Here is a 19872-nt window from a genome sequence, read left to right as displayed (position 1 = left end):
GGACACAAAATGGACAAACGTTTTGTTCAGGCCCACAAAGAAGCGCGCTGGGCGCTGTGGCTGACCCTCCTCTACCTCGCCGCTTGGTTAGTGACTGCTTACTTACCTGATTCAGCGGTCGGGTTTACCGGATTACCTCACTGGTTTGAAATGGCCTGCCTGTTAACGCCGCTGATTTTTATCCTACTGTGCTGGGCAATGGTGAAGTTTATTTATCGCGATATTCCCCTGGAGGACGATGATGCAGCCTGAAGTCATTCTCCCCCTTGTCGCTTATCTGTTAGTGGTGTTTGGCCTGTCTGTATACGCCATGCGCAAAAGGACTACCGGCACCTTTCTGAACGAGTATTTCCTTGGCAGCCGCTCGATGGGCGGCATAGTGCTGGCAATGACGTTGACTGCGACCTACATCAGCGCCAGTTCCTTTATCGGCGGCCCAGGCGCTGCCTATAAATACGGACTGGGTTGGGTGTTGCTGGCGATGATCCAGTTGCCTGCTGTCTGGCTTTCGCTGGGTATTCTTGGCAAGAAATTCGCCATTCTGGCGCGGCGCTACAATGCAGTGACGCTCAACGATATGCTGTTCGCCCGCTACCAGAGTCGTCTGCTGGTCTGGCTGGCAAGCCTGAGCCTGCTGGTAGCTTTCATCGGCGCAATGACCGTGCAGTTCATTGGCGGCGCGCGTTTGCTGGAAACCGCTGCGGGCATCCCTTACGAAACCGGTCTGCTGATTTTTGGCATCAGCATTGCGCTGTATACCGCGTTTGGCGGTTTTCGCGCAAGCGTACTGAACGACACGATGCAAGGCATGGTGATGCTGATTGGCACCATCGTCCTATTGGTGGGCGTGGTGCACGCGGCGGGTGGTTTAGGTCATGCGGTGGAGACATTGCAGACTATCGATCCGAAACTGGTCACGCCGCAAGGGGCCAACGATATTCTGTCGCCAACCTTTATGACCTCATTCTGGGTGCTGGTCTGTTTTGGCGTGATCGGTTTACCGCACACGGCGGTACGCTGCATCTCCTATAAAGATAGCAAAGCGGTGCATCGCGGAATAATCATCGGCACGATTGTGGTGGCGATCCTGATGTTCGGGATGCATCTGGCTGGCGCGCTGGGCCGCGCGGTGATACCTGACCTGACCGTACCGGATTTGGTGATCCCCACGTTAATGGTTAAAGTGCTGCCGCCGTTTGCCGCCGGGATCTTCCTGGCAGCACCGATGGCGGCGATCATGTCGACGATCAACGCCCAGTTGCTGCAAAGTTCCGCTACGATCATTAAAGATCTCTATCTCAACCTCCGCCCGGAGCAGCTAAAAAATGAGAGGCGCCTGAAACGAATGTCGGCAGTCATCACGCTGATTTTAGGTGCTCTGCTGCTGCTTGCTGCCTGGCGACCGCCGGAGATGATCATCTGGCTGAACCTGTTGGCGTTTGGTGGGCTGGAGGCCGTATTCCTGTGGCCGCTGGTGCTGGGGCTTTACTGGGAACGTGCAAACGCGGCAGGCGCGCTGAGCGCCATGATCGTCGGCGGCGTGCTGTATGCCGTGCTTGCTACGTTTAAGATCCAGTACCTGGGCTTCCATCCGATTGTGCCTTCGTTACTATTAAGTTTACTGGCGTTTGTGGTCGGCAACCGTTTCGGTCAGCCTGTTTCACAACCCGCTACGATTTCTACTGATAAATAAAGAGTTTTGCCATGCCGTGGATCCAACTAAAACTGAATACAACTGGCGCTAACGCCGAAGACCTGAGCGACGCGCTGATGGAGGCCGGCTCGGTCTCCATCACCTTTCAGGACACGCATGACACGCCGGTCTTTGAGCCGCTACCGGGCGAGACGCGCCTGTGGGGTGATACCGACGTTATTGGCCTGTTCGATGCCGAAACCGACATGAAAGAAGTCGTCGCGATTCTGGAAAATCATCCGCTGCTCGGTGCAGGTTTCGCACACAAAATTGAACAGCTCGAAGATAAAGACTGGGAGCGCGAGTGGATGGATAACTTCCACCCGATGCGCTTTGGTGAACGTTTGTGGATCTGCCCGAGCTGGCGCGATGTGCCGGACAAAAACGCGGTAAATGTGATGCTCGATCCTGGCCTGGCGTTTGGTACCGGCACGCACCCAACCACGTCGTTATGTCTGCAGTGGCTTGATGGTCTGGATTTAGCGGGTAAAACAGTGATCGACTTTGGCTGCGGCTCCGGCATTCTGGCGATTGCCGCGCTGAAACTGGGGGCGGCAAAGGCGATCGGTATCGATATCGACCCGCAGGCGATTCAGGCCAGCCGCGACAATGCCGAGCGTAACGGCGTTTCTGAGCGCCTGGAACTGTATCTGCCGCAAGACCAGCCTGACGCGATGCAGGCGGACGTGGTGGTCGCCAACATTCTGGCAGGCCCTTTGCGTGAGCTTGCCCCGCTTATCAGCGTACTGCCGATCTCAGGCGGCCTGCTCGGCCTTTCCGGCATTCTCGCCAGCCAGGCTGAAAGTGTCTGTGAAGCCTATCGCGATACCTTCGCACTCGACGCTGTGGTGGAAAAAGAAGAATGGTGCCGCATCACCGGCCAGAAAAAGTAAGTCGTCGACCTGGCAATAAGGCCACGAAGCATTCAGCAACATAATGCTCCATAGGGTGAAAATGGGAGTCTGATCTCATTTTCACCCTCTTTTTTGACGATTAAAACAGCAAGATATGCCGCTGAATCAGGGTTATGGTGAAGAAAAACAGAGAAGTTTGACGAATTTATATTTGTTCACAAATTCGCCATTTTAATATAACTCAATGATTTTAAATCATTAATATTTTCAGCTATCGCCTTTCGCTGTGATTCATTGATCTGCGACAGTGGATTGGTCAAAGTTTGGCCTTTCATCTCGTGCGAAAAATGCGTAATATACGCCGCCTTGCAGTCACAGTATGGTCATTTCTTAACTCATGCGCATCGGACACCACCAGCTCAGAAATCGACTGATCGCAGCGCCAATGGCTGGCATTACTGACAGACCGTTTCGGACGTTGTGTTACGAGATGGGAGCCGGATTAACGGTATCCGAGATGATGTCCTCCAACCCTCAGGTTTGGGAGAGTGACAAATCAAGGCTGCGGATGGTGCATATCGATGAGCCCGGTATTCGTACCGTGCAAATTGCCGGTAGTGACCCGGAAGAAATGGCGGAAGCCGCACGTATCAACGTGGAAAGCGGCGCCCAGATTATTGATATCAATATGGGCTGCCCGGCAAAGAAAGTGAATCGCAAGCTTGCGGGCTCTGCCCTGCTGCAATACCCGGATCTGGTGAAGTCTATCCTGAACGCGGTAGTGAAAGCAGTGGATGTGCCCGTCACGCTTAAGACTCGCACTGGCTGGGCTCCGGAACACCGTAACTGCGTAGAAATTGCCCAACTGGCTGAAGACTGTGGCATTCAGGCTCTGACCATTCATGGACGCACCCGCGCCTGTTTGTTCAATGGAGACGCTGAGTACGACAGTATTCGGGCAGTAAAGCAGAAGGTTTCCATTCCGGTTATCGCGAATGGTGACATCACTGACCCGCTTAAAGCCAGAGCTGTACTCGACTATACGGGGGCTGATGCCCTGATGATAGGCCGTGCAGCTCAGGGAAGACCCTGGATCTTTCGGGAAATCCAGCATTATCTGGACACTGGGGAGCTGCTCGCCCCACTGCCTTTGGCAGAGGTAAAGCGCTTGCTTTGCGCGCATGTTCGGGAATTGCATGACTTTTATGGTCAGGCAAAAGGGTACCGAATTGCACGTAAACACGTCTCCTGGTATCTCCAGGAGCACGCTCCAAATGACCAGTTTCGGCGCACATTCAACGCCATAGAGGACGCCAGCGAACAGCTGGAGGCGTTGGAGGCATACTTCGAAAATCTTGCGTAATGAAATAAAGAGCTGACAGAACTATGTTCGAACAACGCGTAAATTCTGACGTACTGACCGTTTCTACCGTTAACTCTCAGGATCAGGTAACTCAAAAGCCCCTGCGTGACTCGGTTAAACAGGCACTGAAGAACTATTTTGCTCAACTGAATGGTCAGGATGTTAATGATCTGTATGAGCTGGTACTGGCTGAAGTTGAACAGCCACTGTTGGACATGGTGATGCAATACACCCGCGGCAATCAAACCCGCGCTGCCCTGATGATGGGTATCAACCGTGGTACGCTGCGTAAGAAACTGAAAAAATACGGCATGAACTGATAACAATCAGTTATGTTATTGAATTAAAAGGCGCTACTCGGCATGGGGAAGCGCCTTTTTTATTGATTGTGATACACATTGTGATACACAATTCAGTGAACCTTATTGAACGATGTTGAACACCTTCCATATTTGGCATTACAGTCATAAAAGCCAGAAAAAAATGGAAGGTATGATGGACGATTTTTTAAATGAATTTGCATCGGATGAGGAAAGAGCCAGGCATCTTGAGAATCTTTTAATCGAGGTTGCCAGAGGAGGTCCGCGCGACAATAGCGATAACTTCAATGCTCTTCGGTCCCATTTCATAAAAAATGGAGTCTTAAAAGATCTTTTGCCTGCATTTGTCCGAGAGTGCAGAAGCCTTAAGCAGTTTTGGGGCTTTATTCAACCCGCATATTCTTCTTACAGAGAACGTGAAAGTTTCATTGCGTCCGAGTTCACCCCCTTAATCGATTATTTTGAGGGGCCAAACACCATCCCTTCTGATTTTCACATTACTGATGGACTGAAAAGTTACGATGAGCGCGGCGTAAATGATGCGTGGACAAAAGCATTAGACCGCAGAAGCACAGACCCCGAAGGTGCTATAACCGCAGCTCGCACGTTAGTAGAGACAGTTTGCAAACATATCTTGGATGATTTGAAGATTCCTTATGATCGAAACCTTGATATGAGTGAGTTGTACAAGCTAACGTCGAAAGAGCTAAATCTTGCCCCTGACCAGCATGGTGAACAGATATTTAAACAAATACTCAAAGGCTGCTCATCAGTGGTTAATGGTCTCGGTACTCTGCGTAATAAATATGGTGATGCTCATGGGATAGGAAAAAAACCACCCAAACCAACTGACCGGCACGCTCTTTTAGCCGTAAATCTCGCTGGTAGCATGGCTGTTTTCCTAATCCAAACCTGGCAAAAAAAATCGAAAAATTAGCGGCGGGGCGGTGTTACTTTTTGCCATTTGTACGGTTTGGCCTCCATCCTCTGACGGTGCAGATCTTTAGCAGTTAAGGCCTTAGCAATCTTTGTACGAATGAGTAACCTATCCTGCCCGTTAAGTTCATGGCCCTGCTGACGGGCCATTTCAATCAATACTAACTCAAGGTTAACCATGAGTTATCCCTCTGCCGGGACTGCGGGCCAGCCTTCTTCATTCTCTGAATCAGCAACTTTGCGAGCCATTTCATCGCGCAGATCGTCAATTATCCCTTGTACGCGGTTAACTGCTACTGGCGTCAGTCCACAGTCACGCTCCAGAATATCCGGTAGTGTCTCAAGTACCATGACCACAGCCTTTAGCATTGATGAGTACACCTGCACTACTTCGTCAACCGGGATAACCTCGCGTTCTTCTTTCTCAAATTTCAGGCGCTCATTTTCCGACTGATACCAGGCTTTTCTGTCCTGAGGCGACATTTCGCCATTCTCCTGCACCGATGGCATGATGAGTACCCGCAGGGCTTTACACAGTTCATACTGTTTCAGGTTTTCGCCGTTTCCACCGTCCAATTCAGTTTCACGTAGCCGTCGCGCTACCATGTTCCGGTTCATCCCCACCAGTTCAGACAGTTGGGTAACATTAACCAGTGTTTTACTCAGCATTAAATCGTACCTCGTTGCACGTTCACTTTTGCAGCAAACGCAATCAGAAACATTAATTATCAGTTAGTTAGGTCAGCGCTGCTGCACGGATAAAATACAGAAAACCAGCCGAAACCCGCGAGTCCGCCGCCCCGTGGCAGGTCGTATGCCCAGGAGTACCTTTTCAAATGAGAGAGATTCTCAAATGATAAAAGGCGACCGAAGCCGCCCTCTTTCCCGTCACGCCGCGCCATTCGATTTGACCAGCCCGCGATAGTCCAGCGCGGCCACCCCCGCATCAATGCGCACCTTCCAGGCCACACCATCGACCGTGAAGCCGTCCATCTGCTCCAGATATGGCGTATCCATACCATCGAGATAAGCCACCTCGATAGTGTCAGTGCCCTGCGCGGCGGCTACATACCACTGTTTGTTATTGGCCTTGTCCAGACGTGGTTCAACAATAACCTGAGCCATATCCTTCACCATGTTGATAATGCCGGGGTTCTGGTTCAGCGTGCCGTTCTGATCCACAGGGAACAAAGAAGAGGAAGAGAGCACAGCGCGATTTGCTGCACCTTCCAGCGCGGCAGGTACAAGGATATAGGCCGGGATGACATTAATCGGATCACCGTTCGCATCCTCCTGCAGGCGCATAGCCTTGCGGGCCTCGTTCAGTCCGTCCGTATCCATCCCCTTTGAAATGAGGTTGTTGTGATCCGCATGGAACAGCGCCTTACCATCGGTGAAGCTGGCGTTTGCAGTGAGTTGCAGATAGACAAGATTACCGACCGTTCGCGCTGCTGCTCGTCCCATAGCCTGGGGAATAGTGGAAAGCTGACTCAGGTCGTCATTGATGATGGCCTGACGGGTAACAGAGAAAATATTGCCATACGTCGCCAGCGCGATAGGGACGCCGTTGTCACTGGTAGTGACGTATTTGTATTCAGCCCCCTCTGGAACCTTTTCCAGTTCAGAGAAACCATTCAGGCCCACACGTTTTGCTTCATGGAAGTTAGACAGGGAGCCTGTTTTAGTCCATTGCTGGAAAGTCTCGCCGCTGTTCTGCCAGCCTGTGAGTACAGACTTCTCAGCGCCACCAGCAAGGATATGTGAAAAGTCGCTGGTACTATGCGTGAAGGCCAAGTTCACAATCTGCGAGCGGTTGCCAAATCCGCTGATGCTGATGCCACGATCCACCAGCGAAGCCTGAGCCATTTCAAACAGACTCATCATTGCATAGGGGTTTCCACGCTCCGCGCGTTCATGCCCCAGGCGGGCATTAAGCCCCTGGCGGATACCGTCGCCAACGATGTTACCGTTGCCCGCATAAACATGGGAAAAAGCGTTTTTATTGGATGGTGTGGCAGTGCGCCCCATTTCGGCCAGCAGCAGGTCTTTTGCTTTGTCCGGTGTACAGTCGGCATCTTCCAGGCACTGCATTTTCAGCGAATCATGCTTGCCACCAAACATGGCAAACAAATCTTTAATACCGTTGATGCGGTTCTGTTCCGGCACAATGGAACCAGTAGAGCCTTTAGGCTGGGTGATCATCCCTTTGATGTTGTCGGGCATATGTTCAAAATCCTCAATTCGTTTTGATTCGATTCGGGCCATCGCACTGACAGCCGGCAGTAACTCATCTGCAAATCCCTGCGCTACACATTCGCGGCCATCCATCCAGGTTTCCTCCTCCAGCAGGGATGCCAGCACCTCAGCAGACTTACCTGTTTTACGTGCATAGGCGGGGATCAGGACGTTTTCTACCTTGTCCAGCAACTCGGCATAGTCGCGCATGTCGTTGGCGTTCCCACCGGAAATGCCCCACGGCTTGTGAATCATCATGATGGCGTTCTCAGGCATGACGATACGATCACCGGCCATCGCAATGACTGACGCCATAGACGCGGCCAGCCCATCGATATGCACCGTGATTTTTGCCGGGTGTTTATTCAGGAGGTTGTAAATAGCGATGCCGTCAAAGACATCGCCACCGGGCGAATGGATGTTCAGATTGATATGGGAAATGTCGCCCAGGGCTTTCAGGTCTTCGGAGAACTGCTGGGCGGTGATGCCCCAGCCGCCAATCTCTTCATAAATCTGAATGGTTGCGCTTGCGCCATCGCTGGCCGCTTTGATGTTGTACCAGCCTTTCATACCCATGCCCCCAGCGTGTGGTGATGCCAGTAGTTCACGCTGCTGCGCACAATCTGGCCTTTAGTGGGGACAGGCATTTCAGGGTGATTCTTTTTAATGAACGCCTGGTACTCCTCGATTTTCTTCATTGTTTCGGCGTCAATATGGACCGTACCGCCCTTATCATGCGTCGATTTGTTCTTATCAGCCATCTTCTTACCCTTATCGTGATTGATGGTACACGTGCAATCATTGATCACCAAAAGTGGTAAGTAAACGAATTTTAATCATAAAAAGTGGTTTATAAGTTTATGATAAAACTAAGGGAGGCCATCGCCTCCCCACTTAACACCCACTTACTACCCTCCCCACTTGCTCCCCACCCACATTTTCATTAATAGGCATCAAAGCCAGTAATGACGCGGGTTTAAGCAGTTTTACCCACTTGCTCCGTGTATATGGGCGCAAAGTGGGGAATATGGGGTCCCGCTCCCCACATCCCCCACCAGCGCCCCACTTAGTTACCCACTTCCCGTAAAGATTTCAGTGTCAGCAAATCGCCGTCCTGAATAACCAGGCCATCATCAATCAGTTTCTGGAGCCAGCGCGTGAAATGCTTGGTGTTTATGCCAGTGGCTTTCAGGTCGTCACGAATGACCGCCCTGTTACAGGGTTCGCCCCGCGCTATTCGGCTTCTGATTGCCTGCCACAGCGCCATGTGGTTATCGGTGAGTTTTTCCACCCCAGCCAGTTCAGGATCAACCTCTTTAGCCTCACGCGGTACATCGCGAACCACCAGTGAGCACACCATTTCCCCGTCTTCATCCGTGTACAGTTCGGCGGTACGAAGGTCATAGGCTTTACGTTCGGGCTCCTCGGCATCCTTCATCTTGGTGCATGACAGGATTAGCGCCTGTCCGTCCCCTTCTCGCTTCACATTGAACTCAGCATCAAGCGCCGCCCGAAACGAACTGGAACCACGCGCCCCTTTAGCCTCATCCTTGCCAGAGTGATGAACCACCAGCACCGTAGCGCCTGTTTTCTGCTTGATAACGTCACAGCCTTCGATAAACGCCCCCATGTCACGAGCATCGTTTTCATCATTACCGCCAAAGCAACGCGCCAGCGTGTCGATCACCACCAGCCGCACGGGCATAGCGCATTCCGCTGTGATCTGCCTGGATGCCAGAATGACTTCTGATACCTCGGATTCACGCACCGGGAAGACGGGGCGGTTAACAAGCCAGAGGTTATCAACCTGCTGGCCATGTACCTGCTCCCATGCTTTGATCCTGCGGGGAACACCCACACCGCCCTCACCTACCACATAAAGCACAGCGCCGCGCTCAACCTTCTTACCTGACCACGAGGCACCAGCAGCTATATGACAGGCCCATGAAACAGCCAGGAAGCTTTTATACGAACCGCTGGGGCCGTATATGCTGCACAGTGACTGTGCCGGGAGCATATGCTTAATCACATAGTCCTGACGGACGTTATAGCCCTCGGAGCCGCGTGTAAGTGGTAGCTTTGAGCGCTTTTTATCAATGGTGGCATCCGGGAATGCTCGCTGTATGCGCTGCGTGTCGGACAGCCAGAGATTCATTTCCTCTTCGCCGATTTCATCCACCAGCACAGAGCGGCGGGCAATAATCATCTGCTTACGGTCGGTATCGAGATAACCGGCATCACACAGATCCTCATATGACATCTCGACTATCTGCTTTAACCGCACCGCCAGCTTGCCATAGCGTGTAGTCGGGTCTTTATGCTGGTGGATTGCCTTTTCCAGATCGGTGCGGCTGTAGTGCTTACCATGTGCCCAGAGATAAGAGCACGTAAACAGGGCATCCGATACTGTCTCTACTGCTGTCAGTTGTACTGTCATTTAGGAATGCCTCCGCTCATCTGGAACTTACCGAGCAAGGGATGGAACCAGTACGCCGAACCGTATTTACGCTTGGCGCTGCGGAGCACCAGTCGGGCCGCTTCCCTGAATTTCTCATCAGGCGCAACAAAGCCACCGGATTTCAGTTTGACCAGCATCACACCCGTATTTTTCGCCAGTTCCTCGGCCTTTTTGGTAGAAATGCCATACTCAGCCGCCAACGTTGCGACAGGAGTCATACCGGGAGGAATTTCACCTCCCTGGCTATCTGTGAGCACTCTAACCTTCTCTTCCAGCACAGTGACTTTATCCACCAGCAGATCGAAGCGTTTTTCCAGTTCGTTGAATTTGACGTTGCTGATCATGACCGTTTCCCCTTATTGCGCTCACCACGTACATAACTCGCTGTGTCACTACTTTGACTCAGCGCCATAGCCATACGGGGAAGATGACGCAACACGTTGCTGACCAGAACCAAATCACGGCGGGCGTCTTCGTCGGAATAGTCCTCGGCATTGGTTGCATCGAAAGCCAGATTGCCGATCAGCGTAAGGGCGCTGTTAATGGCAAATGCGCCAGCAGAATATAAATCGCTGGATTCAGCCAAAGCCTCATCAGTGAAGTTTTTAAAATCAGGAGTGCTCTTAACAAGCTGATGGTAAATATCACGCATGGGTCACCTCACTTGCCGTTTTTAGTTCACGAACGCGGGACAACGACATGCTGATCAGATCCATCGCAACGCTGTACTCGGTTTCATCCTCAAAATTCATATACAGCGATGTTGAGAGCAATGCTTCCAGGCGGCGCAGTTCATCTTCAATGTCAATTTCTGACCATTTGACCTTACGCATGGCGCACCTCCTGAATCGCGGCACTGTCGAACTCCCATCCACGTCTTGATGTGTAATCAAAGAACACAACACGGCAAGGAGCGTGAGCGCGGATTTTGGCGGCAAAGATTAAGTTCCAGCCGGGAAATGCATCACGGGCAGTCTCTTCGGTGTCAGCATCAAAACGCAGGACGATAGGAGAGCACTCCGGGTAATGCTTGGGAGTGGCAAGGAATAGCCATGTAAATTCAGGGCGAGTTTGGATAGACTGATTGTCAGCCATAACTGTTACCTCACTTAACGGTTTGGTCAGAAGCCCGGTTAGTGTTGACGCACTTCCGGGCTTCGCACTTACAAGGTGTATTTCACCTTCTTTTTTAAAACTAGCCCAAAGTGAAATACACCTCAAGTCTTTTCTTCTCATTTTTTTTGCGTATACTGAAATACACCTAACACAAGGAGTTTCAGTAATGGCAACAGGTGCGAAGAACGCGAAATCACAAATGACCACCGTAAGAATCCCCCATGAAGTTATGGAAGATATAGAGCGACTACGGGAAGATGGTGAAAGCACCGCTGGATTTCTGGTTACAGCAGCCAAAGGAGAGATCAAACGCCGGCAGCGTAAACAAGCCAAGGAAGCCGCTAAAGAGTGATGCTTAATATTTGCACAACTCTTAAAGAGTTGCGCCCCTGTCTTTCCGGGAGCGGTCAGGCTTTGACCACCAGCGCAAGGCCTGGTATGCTGATCCTGTTTCGTTGTAATGCACTGGCGGCCATGCGGGGCCGCCTTTGTTTTATCTGACATACCCCACCCCTTACGCCGCTTTGCGACTCTGCTGCCAAGCCGTAACCTCTGAAAGAAGCCAGCCAACAGCGCGTCCACCCAATTTTCGACGAGCGGGAAAGTTGCCTTCCTTTTCCATCATGTAGCGGGTTGTGCGACAGATCCCGGTCAATCGGCGACACTCTGCCTCACGAATCATACGTTCGGTGCTAATTTGAAAGGTTTGATTGCTCATTACTGCTCCTTACGGTTTGCTTTTGTTCGTAAGGAGAGTAATTAGAGGAAGGACTACTTTTTGGAGATATCCATTCTTACTCTGGATATTTCCACAGTATCGAGTTCTACATCCTTTAACCAATCGGATAACACTTTTCCAGAAACCGGGGGCCTGATACCAGCTTTATCAAAATCAGCCAGCATCTCTCCGCTATTTTTTTCAGTATTAAGAAGTGATCTGGCCCGGTCTGATTGCCCCAGTCCGTAGTGAATTTCAATCAGCGCTTTAATCATCTTCGCCTGTTTGTTCTCATTAGGCTTTCGTTTCGGTCTATCAGACTCTGGCGAGGGAATTTTCCCTGATTTTTCTTGAATGTTTTCCAGCTCTTCAAACATTACGCAAAGATATCTTGAAGGAAATAATACGCCGATAGGTGAATCAAGGATGACGGCTCCCATATCATCAAAGTCTTCTGTAGCATAAAGGGTATTTATCTTAATTGTATCAGCATTAATATCGAATTCTAATTCAGTGAGGTTACGAGGTACCAAATAAAAGAAACCATTGAAATGTTTTACGAGCTTAGTATCTTTTTGATAAAAATCATTATCTTTAGGAATATAATTGTATATGCCATTAATTTCCCAACTCTCACCACTCAAGCCTAAATATTCACCATACCTATACTGATCCGCATCAACAGCCAATCCATTGTAAAATATAGAAAATGACTCTTTTTCTATCTCATGCCAACCAGGAATGTAAATAGATATCTTTAGCACCCCTATAGCACCCAGATGAACTACATCCTTCACGCTACAATTTAAAAAAACCGCAGCCTCTTCAAGCGGATAATATAAGCGATGAATTTTATCTTTTGCGCCACCAAAATCACTCATTTCGCCACCTTCAAAATTTCCACATTTGTGTAATCGGATGAAATAATCTCTAAGCGCTCCATCCATTTATTCAGGGCGTCCAGTTTTTCGGGTAAGTACTGGCTACGGTTATATACTGCCATAACGCCGCCCAGCGTGTGGCCAAGCAGTTGCTCAACCACATGAGGTGCAATCCCCATATTGTTCAGTGTGGTAGCGAACGTGCGACGCAGGTCGTGAAGCGTCCAAGGTTCCGCATGGCCCAAGCGTTTATACACTCCCCTTCCCCACTGGCTGACAGCTTCCGGTTTCTTCATCTCGCCCAGCAGCAGGCCTGTTTGATTATTTTGCTCGTACAGGTCCGACACGATCTGGCGCATAGCGACGGGAATAGGCCGTAATATCTTCTCACCCCCCTTGCTATGTTCCTTGGGAACTGTCCAGACCCAATTTTTCAGATCCCATTCTGCCCAGGTCGAAAGACGAACCTCCTGGGAACGGCAACCGAAGACCACCAGCAGACGTAACAGAGTGGCATAGTAGGGTTTAAACAACTTACCCGAACACGAACGCCAGATTTGCGCCAGTTCGTCCATATCATGAACCCTGTCGCCTTTGTCCTGCTTTTTACCCACATCCTGTATTGTCAGGTCATCAAGAGCATTACTGACGGCGTAGCGTCGAACACGGCAGAATTTAAGCGCCTGCTTGCACATCTGGAAAACGTAACCGGCAGCAACAGGGGTTTCGCGCTTGGCTCTGTCAAAACACTCGAGCCAGTGGCGCGTTTCGCACAGAGAAAGGGGTAAGTCGCCGATGTAAGGATAAATGTGTTTATCGAGTTGGGCCTCGTGGCGATTCACGTTTACGCGGTGATGGGCCGCATATTCACGAATCCAGTATGACATGGCGTCTCTTACAGTTACTGGGCGCAGGATCTCTTCCGTTCGTACATCAAGCTGAAATTTTGGGTTTTTCCCTTCGGCCAGCCAGGCACGGCATTCTTCTCGCCGTTCACGCGCCAGCTTAAGCGACATATCCGGGTAGTTCCCCAGAGTAAGCCTTTCCAGCCGGGAGCCTCTGCCACCGAGACGATAAGAAAAAATCCAACTAATGGACCCGGAACGAAGCAAACGGACGCTCAAACCGTCGCCATCAGCCATCATTTCTTCTTTTTTTCGTACAGAACCGAGCAAAGATTTTAGCTTTTTGTCGCTTAATTTGTTGGTCGAGCCGGCCATAAAACCTCAGTTCATAAAAAGTTTGTGATACACCTTGTGATACACGGCTCAGTGTAAGACCCTAAACAGCAATGAACAAGAATAAACAACAAAAGCAATAAAACCGTTAAAAACCATGCAGTTGAAAAAAACCACTCAGACCATGACGAACGGTAATAAACCATGCTTGTGAACATACGGCATGAACTGATAGTTATCAGAGACTGCTTGTTAAAAGGCGCGGACCGGCATGGGGACGCGCTTTTTTTTCGCTGGAGCTCCGCCAAAAAACTTATCTTTCCTCAACGCCTGCCGATAACATTTTCGTGTATATTCCCAACGAATGGTTGCACGAAAAGGATATGCGGGATGATTCGAAAGTATTTTTGGCTGGTTATTTTTGCCCTTTCTGTCCTGTTGCTGGATGCATTGATCATGCAGTGGATCGAATTCCTGACAACAGAGGTAGATAAATGCCGAAACATGGATTCCGTCAATCCTCTCAAGCTGGTGAACTGTGCTGATTTAAATTAGCTGTTTTCCCGCCCGGTCTCTTGCTTCGTGCAAGCAGAGAAACCGTTTTGAGTCATCCACTTGCAATGATAATGTCACCACCTTTTTTGTCTTCTCAAGTGTAGTTACGCATAATACTTTTGTGAATGAGTTGATGACATCATGCTGGTTAGCCAATACGACCAAATCCTGGTTGTTGTTTCTTTTATTGTTGCCATTCTGGCTTCCTATACTGCGCTAAATATGGCAGGTCGTGTGTCCACCAGCTCAGGGTCTTCATCATGGGTGTGGTTGACCGGCGGCGGTGTAGCAATGGGCATTGGTATCTGGGCCATGCATTTTATCGGCATGCTGGCGATGGATATCTCAATGCACCTGAGCTATGACCCGTTATTGACGGCGATCTCCATGCTCATTGCCATCGGCGCCTCATTGTTTGCACTCTGGTTAGTCAGCGGTAATGAATTGACCATGCTGCATCTTCTCCCCGGTTCGTTTGTGATGGGGATGGGGATCGTTGCCATGCACTATACCGGTATGGCAGCGCTGAAAGTGGAACCCGCCATTGTCTGGAATATGTTCTGGGTCGCCATCTCGGTCATCATTGCATTAACCGCTTCTTTTGCCGCGCTATGGCTGACGTTCCGTCTTCGTCATGAAGCCGCTCAGGTGGCTTTAATGCGCTTTGGCGCGGCCATTTTAATGGGGTTCGCCATTGCCGGTATGCACTACAGCGGCATGATGGCCGCGCAATTCCCTAACCACGAGCCAATGAGTCACCATGGCGTTAACGGCAACTGGCTGGCAGTGCTGGTAAGCGTCGTGGCATTTTCCATCCTCGGCATCACCCTGCTCGTTTCCATGCTGGATGCACGCCTGCAGGCGCGGACATCTCAGTTGGCCTCTTCCCTGGCGGAAGCGAACCGCGAGCTGGCCCAACTGGCGCTACACGATACCCTAACGCGCCTGCCTAACCGCGTGCTGCTGGAAGACCGTCTGGATCAGGCGATAAATAAAGCAAGACGTGAAGGTTCTTTCTTCGCGCTGATGTTTATGGACCTGGACGGCTTTAAAACCGTTAACGACGCCTATGGGCACGACGTGGGCGATAAATTGCTGGTTGCAGTGGCTGATCGTCTCAAGCAGCAGCTCAAGGGGCAATATACGCTGGCTCGTATGGGTGGTGACGAATTCGTCCTGCTGACAGAGGTAAGCGCCCCGGATGAAGCAGCGACGCTTGCAGGCTCGCTGGTACGCGTTATCGACAAGCCGTTTAATATCGACCCTTATGACATGATGGTCACCCTGAGCGTGGGCATCGCACTCTATCCGCACGATGGTAAAAATGAGCGCGAGCTGATGTTTAACGCCGACGCGGCGATGTATCACACTAAGCATATGGGGCGAAACGGCTATCACTTCTTCCAGCCGTCCATGAACACCCTGGCGCAAACGCAGTTACAACTGATGAACGACCTGTGGCTGGCTATGGAACGTAAAGAGTTTCGCCTGGTTTACCAGCCCAAATTTCAGGCGCCAGCCGGACCAATCATTGGTTTTGAAGCCCTGCTCCGCTGGCAGCATCCAAAACGAGGGATGCTCTCTCCTGACGTTTTTTTACCGTTAGCGGAGAAGACGGGCCTGATTGTCCCGCTCGGAAACTGGGTCATTGATGAAGCATGCCGCCAGTTAAGCGAATGGCGGACGCAGGGGAATATTGACTGGTCCGTGGCAGTCAACTTATCAACACTGCAATTTGAACAGCCGTCGCTGGTTCAGACCATCATGGATAGCCTACAAAAGCATGAGGTGCCACCTGACACGCTAATACTTGAGGTTACCGAGACCACAGCGATGACGAACCCGGACGAGAGCGTTCGCGTCTTGACGGAACTTACTGATGCAGGCGTTCAGGCGTCCATTGACGACTTTGGTACTGGCTATTCCAGCTTGCTTTATCTCAAGCGGCTTCCCGCGTGTGAACTGAAAATTGATCGCGCTTTTGTCAGAGAACTCAACAGCGATGGCGACGATGCAACCATCGTCTCGGCTATCATCGCGCTGGCGAAAACGTTAAATCTGAAAGTGGTAGCGGAAGGGGTTGAAACCACAGAACAGCAGGCCTTTTTGACTGAGCTGGGGTGCAATACGCTACAAGGCTATCTATTAGGTCGCCCGGTCACACCTGAGGTTATCAGCGCTCAGGGAAATACATTGTGCCGACAGGAACCTGTTTGTTAAATGTCAATAGACTAGATAAAAGGGTGTTTAATTGTACACCCTTTTATCTATTAGCCTGTCGGCGTTTTTTATCTGCCTTGTTATTGCCATTTCCATTATTTTTATTAAAATCACTGGCTCACAATAGATAACGAACTTTAAATTTTTATATTTCCCTATCCCCCTGCATAATCTCTTCATCACCTCCATTTTTTCTGCATTATTCGATGAAATATCGTTATTCTCTTCACGATGTTTACACTGCTCATACTTTGAGATTATTGAACGGGGCATTCTTAATCTTCGCGATGTTAAAATAGCGTATCGATTCTGCGCTGGTGTCGTTATTTGATACCGGGGATCGGGACTATTTAGAGGTAACATCATGAAAAGATTAATTTCCGTTGTTCTGCTTACCGCTACCCTGGCAGGTTGTGCGCACGACTCACCTTGTGTCCCCACGTATGACGATCAAGGGCGTCTGGTCCATACCAATACCTGTGTAAAAGGAACGACTCAGGACAACTGGGAAACCGCAGGTGCGATTGCGGGAGGGGCTGCGGCTCTGGCAGGCTTAACGCTGGGTATCGTCGCGTTAACTAAGTAATTTATCCAAAGCGCGGTTATGCCGCGCTTTGCTTTATTACAGTGCATTTCTTTTTATTGGCGTAAATTTTTAGCATCAAAAATGAGCAACTCATTTAAATAAATCTGCACTCCTGCCTGATTTCCCACCATATTTTTAATTATTTCATTCCTTCTCGTGACGCGTTTCACAAAGTAATGCGTTTAGCTTTCTTGCTTATATTACCCCCTGAAACTTATTTGTTAGCAGAATCGGCTAATTGAAATTTTTTTGCTCTGTTTTGTGGCGCAGGTTGGAATTTTGCACCATGGCAGGGCATTGAGGTTATTTTTTCCTGTCTACACTCTCCATATTGCGCTCGCGGCTCGCATTTTTCCGCATTCGCAAAAACTGGCACTACCTTTGCTTTAAAGAGTATGGCCAAAGCCACAGACAGGTTTAAGGCGTTTCCCGGACGCCTTCATATAACGATAATTTTTCGCCACACAGGATGCATTATGAAAAATATGATGATTGCCAGCCTGGCAGCTGCCGGCGTGCTGTTTGCCGTTGCAAATCAAGCCCATGCTGGCACAACTCTGGATGCCGTTAAGAAGAAAGGCTTCGTACAGTGCGGTATCAGTGACGGTCTTCCTGGCTTCTCTTACGCGGATGCTAACGGTAAATTCACCGGTATTGATGTAGATGTATGCCGTGGCGTTGCCGCTGCCGTATTTGGCGATGACACGAAAGTAAAATACACCCCGCTGACCGCAAAAGAACGTTTCACCGCACTGCAATCCGGCGAGGTAGATATCCTTTCCCGTAACACAACCTGGACCTCTTCACGCGACGCTGGTATGGGGATGTCCTTTACTGGCGTAACCTATTACGACGGTATCGGCTTCCTGACCCATAACAAAGCAGGCCTGAAAAGCGCCAAAGAGCTGGACGGCGCAACCGTATGTATTCAGGCGGGTACCGATACCGAGCTCAACGTGGCGGATTACTTTAAATCCAACAATATGAAATACACGCCGGTGACCTTTGACCGCTCTGATGAATCCGCAAAAGCACTGGAGTCAGGCCGTTGCGATACGCTGGCATCTGACCAGTCTCAGTTGTACGCACTGCGTATCAAGCTGAGCAATCCGGCGGAATGGATCGTCCTGCCGGAAGTGATCTCCAAAGAACCGCTGGGTCCGGTCGTTCGTCGCGGTGATGAAGATTGGTTCTCCATCGTTCGCTGGACGCTGTTTGCCATGCTGAACGCAGAAGAAATGGGCATCAACTCGAAAAACGTTGACGAGAAAGCGGCTAAGCCAGCAACGCCAGACATGGCGCACCTGCTGGGTACCGAAGGTGATTTTGGTAAAGACCTGAAACTCGACAACAAATGGGCCTACAACATCATCAAGAAAGTGGGCAACTACTCTGAAATCTTCGAGCGTAACGTCGGTGCTGACAGCGCGCTGAAAATCAAACGCGGCCAGAATAACCTCTGGAACAACGGCGGTATTCAGTACGCTCCGCCAGTACGTTAAGACGTAAGCGCTGTAACGGGCGCTGCCGATGCGGCGCCCACTCCAGAGTCATGGTTACCGAGGTTTTCTTATGTCCCAACGCCGCCCAACCGTTAAAGGAACACTCTCCTTTTCAAACCCTGCGGTTCGTGCCTGGCTGTTTCAAATTATCGCTATTCTTGCTGTTATCGGCATCGCGATCTATTTGATACACAATACCGTTACTAACCTGAACAGCCGCGGTATTACTTCTGGTTTTGCATTTCTTGATCGTGCTGCCGGATTTGGCATTGTTCAGCACCTTATCGACTACGAACAGGGTGACACTTATGGCCGCGTTTTCTTCGTTGGCCTGCTGAATACCTTATTGGTATCAGCGCTGTGTATTGTTTTTGCGTCATTTATCGGCTTTTTTCTGGGGCTTTGCCGTCTTTCAGAAAACTGGCTGTTACGTAAGCTCTCTACGATTTATATCGAGACGTTCCGTAATATTCCCCCGCTGCTGCAAATCTTCTTCTGGTATTTCGCCGTATTGCGTAATTTACCTGGCCCACGTCAGGCTATTGGCGCTATGGATTTGCTGTTCCTCAGTAACAGGGGTCTCTATATCCCATCACCTCAGTTGGGGGAGGGTCTATGGGCGTTTATCGGCACGATTGTTATCGCATTCGCCATCAGCATCGGTCTGTATCGCTTTAACAAAGCGCACCAGATTAAAACCGGCCAATTGCGCCGCACATGGCCAACGGCTCTGGGGCTGATTATTGTGCTCCCGTTGCTGGCTCATTGGGTATTTGGCGCGGCGCTTCACTGGGACATCCCGCACTTGCGCGGTTTCAACTTCCAGGGCGGTATGGTGTTGATTCCGGAACTGGCGGCACTCACGATTGCACTGTCGGTTTACACCTCGGCATTCATTGCTGAGATTATCCGCTCAGGCATTCAATCTGTTCCCTACGGTCAACATGAAGCGGCACGTTCGCTTGGCTTGCCCAACCCGGTGACGTTGCGTCAGGTCATCATTCCGCAGGCACTGCGTGTCATTATTCCACCGCTGACCAGCCAGTATTTGAACATTGCAAAAAACTCGTCTCTGGCAGCCGCGATTGGTTATCCGGATATGGTGTCGTTGTTCGCCGGTACGGTGTTGAACCAGACAGGCCAGGCCATCGAAACGATCGCGATTACCATGTCGGTTTACCTGATTATCAGTCTGTCGATTTCGTTGCTTATGAATATCTATAACCGCCGCATCGCATTAATTGAGCGCTAAGGACA

Annotated in this window: 24 protein-coding genes; 12 read left to right on the top strand and 12 right to left on the bottom strand. The window is 50.3% G+C overall.

What is annotated here, in order from left to right; genetic code table 11:
- The first annotated feature begins 9 nt into the window (after nt 1-9).
- The 6 genes from ACS0RQ_RS02640 to ACS0RQ_RS02615 all read left to right on the top strand — a co-directional run bounded on the left by ACS0RQ_RS02640 (nt 10) and on the right by ACS0RQ_RS02615 (nt 5167).
- Nucleotides 10-252, top strand: a complete 243-nt coding sequence (locus ACS0RQ_RS02640) for a YhdT family protein (RefSeq protein ID WP_271849884.1) — start codon at nt 10-12, stop codon at nt 250-252.
- On the top strand, nt 242-1693 hold the full coding sequence (gene panF / locus ACS0RQ_RS02635; protein WP_271849975.1) for a sodium/pantothenate symporter: 1452 nt from the start codon (nt 242-244) through the stop codon (nt 1691-1693). The genes ACS0RQ_RS02640 and panF overlap by 11 nt, the downstream gene beginning before the upstream one ends.
- 11 nt (nt 1694-1704) lie before the next feature.
- Nucleotides 1705-2586 (top strand): 50S ribosomal protein L11 methyltransferase, encoded by an 882-nt coding sequence (gene prmA, locus ACS0RQ_RS02630; protein ID WP_193794499.1) that lies wholly within the window; start codon nt 1705-1707, stop codon nt 2584-2586.
- Nucleotides 2587-2944: 358 nt separating this feature from the next.
- Nucleotides 2945-3910, top strand: coding sequence for a tRNA dihydrouridine synthase DusB (gene dusB / locus ACS0RQ_RS02625; protein WP_271849883.1), 966 nt, complete (start codon nt 2945-2947; stop codon nt 3908-3910).
- Nucleotides 3911-3933: 23 nt separating this feature from the next.
- Nucleotides 3934-4230 carry a DNA-binding transcriptional regulator Fis gene (fis, locus tag ACS0RQ_RS02620; RefSeq protein WP_000462905.1) on the top strand — a complete coding sequence of 99 codons (297 nt, stop codon included), beginning with the start codon at nt 3934-3936 and terminating at the stop codon, nt 4228-4230.
- A gap of 172 nt (nt 4231-4402) precedes the next feature.
- Nucleotides 4403-5167, top strand: coding sequence for an abortive infection family protein (locus tag ACS0RQ_RS02615; RefSeq protein WP_249569790.1), 765 nt, complete (start codon nt 4403-4405; stop codon nt 5165-5167).
- On the opposite strand, the gene ACS0RQ_RS02610 is transcribed toward ACS0RQ_RS02615, so the two are convergent.
- From ACS0RQ_RS02610 to ACS0RQ_RS02570, 9 genes are all read right to left on the bottom strand, one after another.
- Nucleotides 5164-5346 (bottom strand): hypothetical protein, encoded by a 183-nt coding sequence (locus ACS0RQ_RS02610; protein WP_114266263.1) that lies wholly within the window; start codon nt 5344-5346, stop codon nt 5164-5166. The genes ACS0RQ_RS02615 and ACS0RQ_RS02610 overlap by 4 nt on opposite strands.
- Nucleotides 5347-5349: 3 nt before the next feature.
- Nucleotides 5350-5835 (bottom strand): DUF1441 family protein, encoded by a 486-nt coding sequence (locus tag ACS0RQ_RS02605; protein WP_114266264.1) that lies wholly within the window; start codon nt 5833-5835, stop codon nt 5350-5352.
- 219 nt (nt 5836-6054) lie between these two features.
- Nucleotides 6055-7971 (bottom strand): ClpP-like prohead protease/major capsid protein fusion protein, encoded by a 1917-nt coding sequence (locus ACS0RQ_RS02600; protein WP_334633157.1) that lies wholly within the window; start codon nt 7969-7971, stop codon nt 6055-6057.
- On the bottom strand, nt 7968-8162 hold the full coding sequence (locus ACS0RQ_RS02595) for a hypothetical protein (RefSeq protein WP_249573398.1): 195 nt from the start codon (nt 8160-8162) through the stop codon (nt 7968-7970). Before ACS0RQ_RS02595 ends, ACS0RQ_RS02600 begins: the two co-directional genes overlap by 4 nt.
- Before the next feature lie 305 nt (nt 8163-8467).
- Nucleotides 8468-9838 (bottom strand): helicase RepA family protein, encoded by a 1371-nt coding sequence (locus ACS0RQ_RS02590; RefSeq protein WP_334633159.1) that lies wholly within the window; start codon nt 9836-9838, stop codon nt 8468-8470.
- Nucleotides 9835-10203, bottom strand: coding sequence for a hypothetical protein (locus ACS0RQ_RS02585; protein WP_108700606.1), 369 nt, complete (start codon nt 10201-10203; stop codon nt 9835-9837). The genes ACS0RQ_RS02590 and ACS0RQ_RS02585 overlap by 4 nt, the downstream gene beginning before the upstream one ends.
- Nucleotides 10200-10511, bottom strand: coding sequence for a hypothetical protein (locus tag ACS0RQ_RS02580; RefSeq protein WP_334633163.1), 312 nt, complete (start codon nt 10509-10511; stop codon nt 10200-10202). Before ACS0RQ_RS02580 ends, ACS0RQ_RS02585 begins: the two co-directional genes overlap by 4 nt.
- Nucleotides 10504-10692 carry a hypothetical protein gene (locus tag ACS0RQ_RS02575; protein WP_334633165.1) on the bottom strand — a complete coding sequence of 63 codons (189 nt, stop codon included), beginning with the start codon at nt 10690-10692 and terminating at the stop codon, nt 10504-10506. The genes ACS0RQ_RS02580 and ACS0RQ_RS02575 overlap by 8 nt, the downstream gene beginning before the upstream one ends.
- Entirely contained in the window at nt 10685-10954 is a 270-nt protein-coding gene (locus tag ACS0RQ_RS02570) for a host cell division inhibitor Icd-like protein (RefSeq protein WP_334633167.1), read from the bottom strand. The genes ACS0RQ_RS02575 and ACS0RQ_RS02570 overlap by 8 nt, the downstream gene beginning before the upstream one ends.
- Nucleotides 10955-11141: 187 nt before the next feature.
- Here ACS0RQ_RS02570 and ACS0RQ_RS02565 point away from each other — a divergent pair, with 187 nt between their 5' ends.
- Complete coding sequence (locus tag ACS0RQ_RS02565) at nt 11142-11327, top strand: YlcI/YnfO family protein (protein WP_334633169.1); 186 nt, start codon at nt 11142-11144, stop codon at nt 11325-11327.
- Nucleotides 11328-11489: 162 nt separating this feature from the next.
- Here the strand turns inward: ACS0RQ_RS02565 and ACS0RQ_RS02560 are convergent, their stop codons facing one another.
- The 3 genes from ACS0RQ_RS02560 to ACS0RQ_RS02550 are packed head-to-tail and all read right to left on the bottom strand — an operon-like array spanning nt 11490 to nt 13794.
- Nucleotides 11490-11693: a helix-turn-helix transcriptional regulator gene (locus ACS0RQ_RS02560; RefSeq protein WP_249573266.1), complete on the bottom strand. Its 204-nt coding sequence runs from the start codon at nt 11691-11693 to the stop codon at nt 11490-11492.
- A 53-nt stretch (nt 11694-11746) separates the two neighbouring features.
- Complete coding sequence (locus tag ACS0RQ_RS02555; RefSeq protein ID WP_271851948.1) at nt 11747-12574, bottom strand: hypothetical protein; 828 nt, start codon at nt 12572-12574, stop codon at nt 11747-11749.
- On the bottom strand, nt 12571-13794 hold the full coding sequence (locus ACS0RQ_RS02550) for a tyrosine-type recombinase/integrase (RefSeq protein ID WP_249573268.1): 1224 nt from the start codon (nt 13792-13794) through the stop codon (nt 12571-12573). Before ACS0RQ_RS02550 ends, ACS0RQ_RS02555 begins: the two co-directional genes overlap by 4 nt.
- Before the next feature lie 348 nt (nt 13795-14142).
- Between ACS0RQ_RS02550 and ACS0RQ_RS02545 the strand changes: the two genes are divergently transcribed.
- The 5 genes from ACS0RQ_RS02545 (at nt 14143) to ACS0RQ_RS02525 (ending at nt 19867) form a co-directional block, all read left to right on the top strand.
- A complete protein-coding gene (locus ACS0RQ_RS02545) occupies nt 14143-14307 on the top strand; it encodes a DUF2556 family protein (RefSeq protein ID WP_039077398.1) in 165 nt (54 codons plus the stop codon).
- 141 nt (nt 14308-14448) lie between these two features.
- Nucleotides 14449-16527 (top strand): putative bifunctional diguanylate cyclase/phosphodiesterase, encoded by a 2079-nt coding sequence (locus ACS0RQ_RS02540; RefSeq protein ID WP_271851949.1) that lies wholly within the window; start codon nt 14449-14451, stop codon nt 16525-16527.
- A gap of 364 nt (nt 16528-16891) precedes the next feature.
- Entirely contained in the window at nt 16892-17113 is a 222-nt protein-coding gene (locus tag ACS0RQ_RS02535; protein ID WP_039077395.1) for a putative periplasmic lipoprotein, read from the top strand.
- 476 nt (nt 17114-17589) lie between these two features.
- A complete protein-coding gene (locus ACS0RQ_RS02530; protein WP_271851958.1) occupies nt 17590-18615 on the top strand; it encodes an amino acid ABC transporter substrate-binding protein in 1026 nt (341 codons plus the stop codon).
- 70 nt (nt 18616-18685) lie between these two features.
- Nucleotides 18686-19867, top strand: a complete 1182-nt coding sequence (locus ACS0RQ_RS02525; protein ID WP_271851957.1) for an amino acid ABC transporter permease — start codon at nt 18686-18688, stop codon at nt 19865-19867.
- The last annotated feature ends 5 nt before the right edge of the window (nt 19868-19872 follow it).

It is taken from the genome of Phytobacter diazotrophicus (genome assembly GCF_052061655.1).
Taxonomy (GTDB): Bacteria; Pseudomonadota; Gammaproteobacteria; order Enterobacterales; family Enterobacteriaceae; genus Phytobacter; species Phytobacter diazotrophicus.
This window is presented reverse-complemented; position numbering and strand designations above follow the sequence as displayed.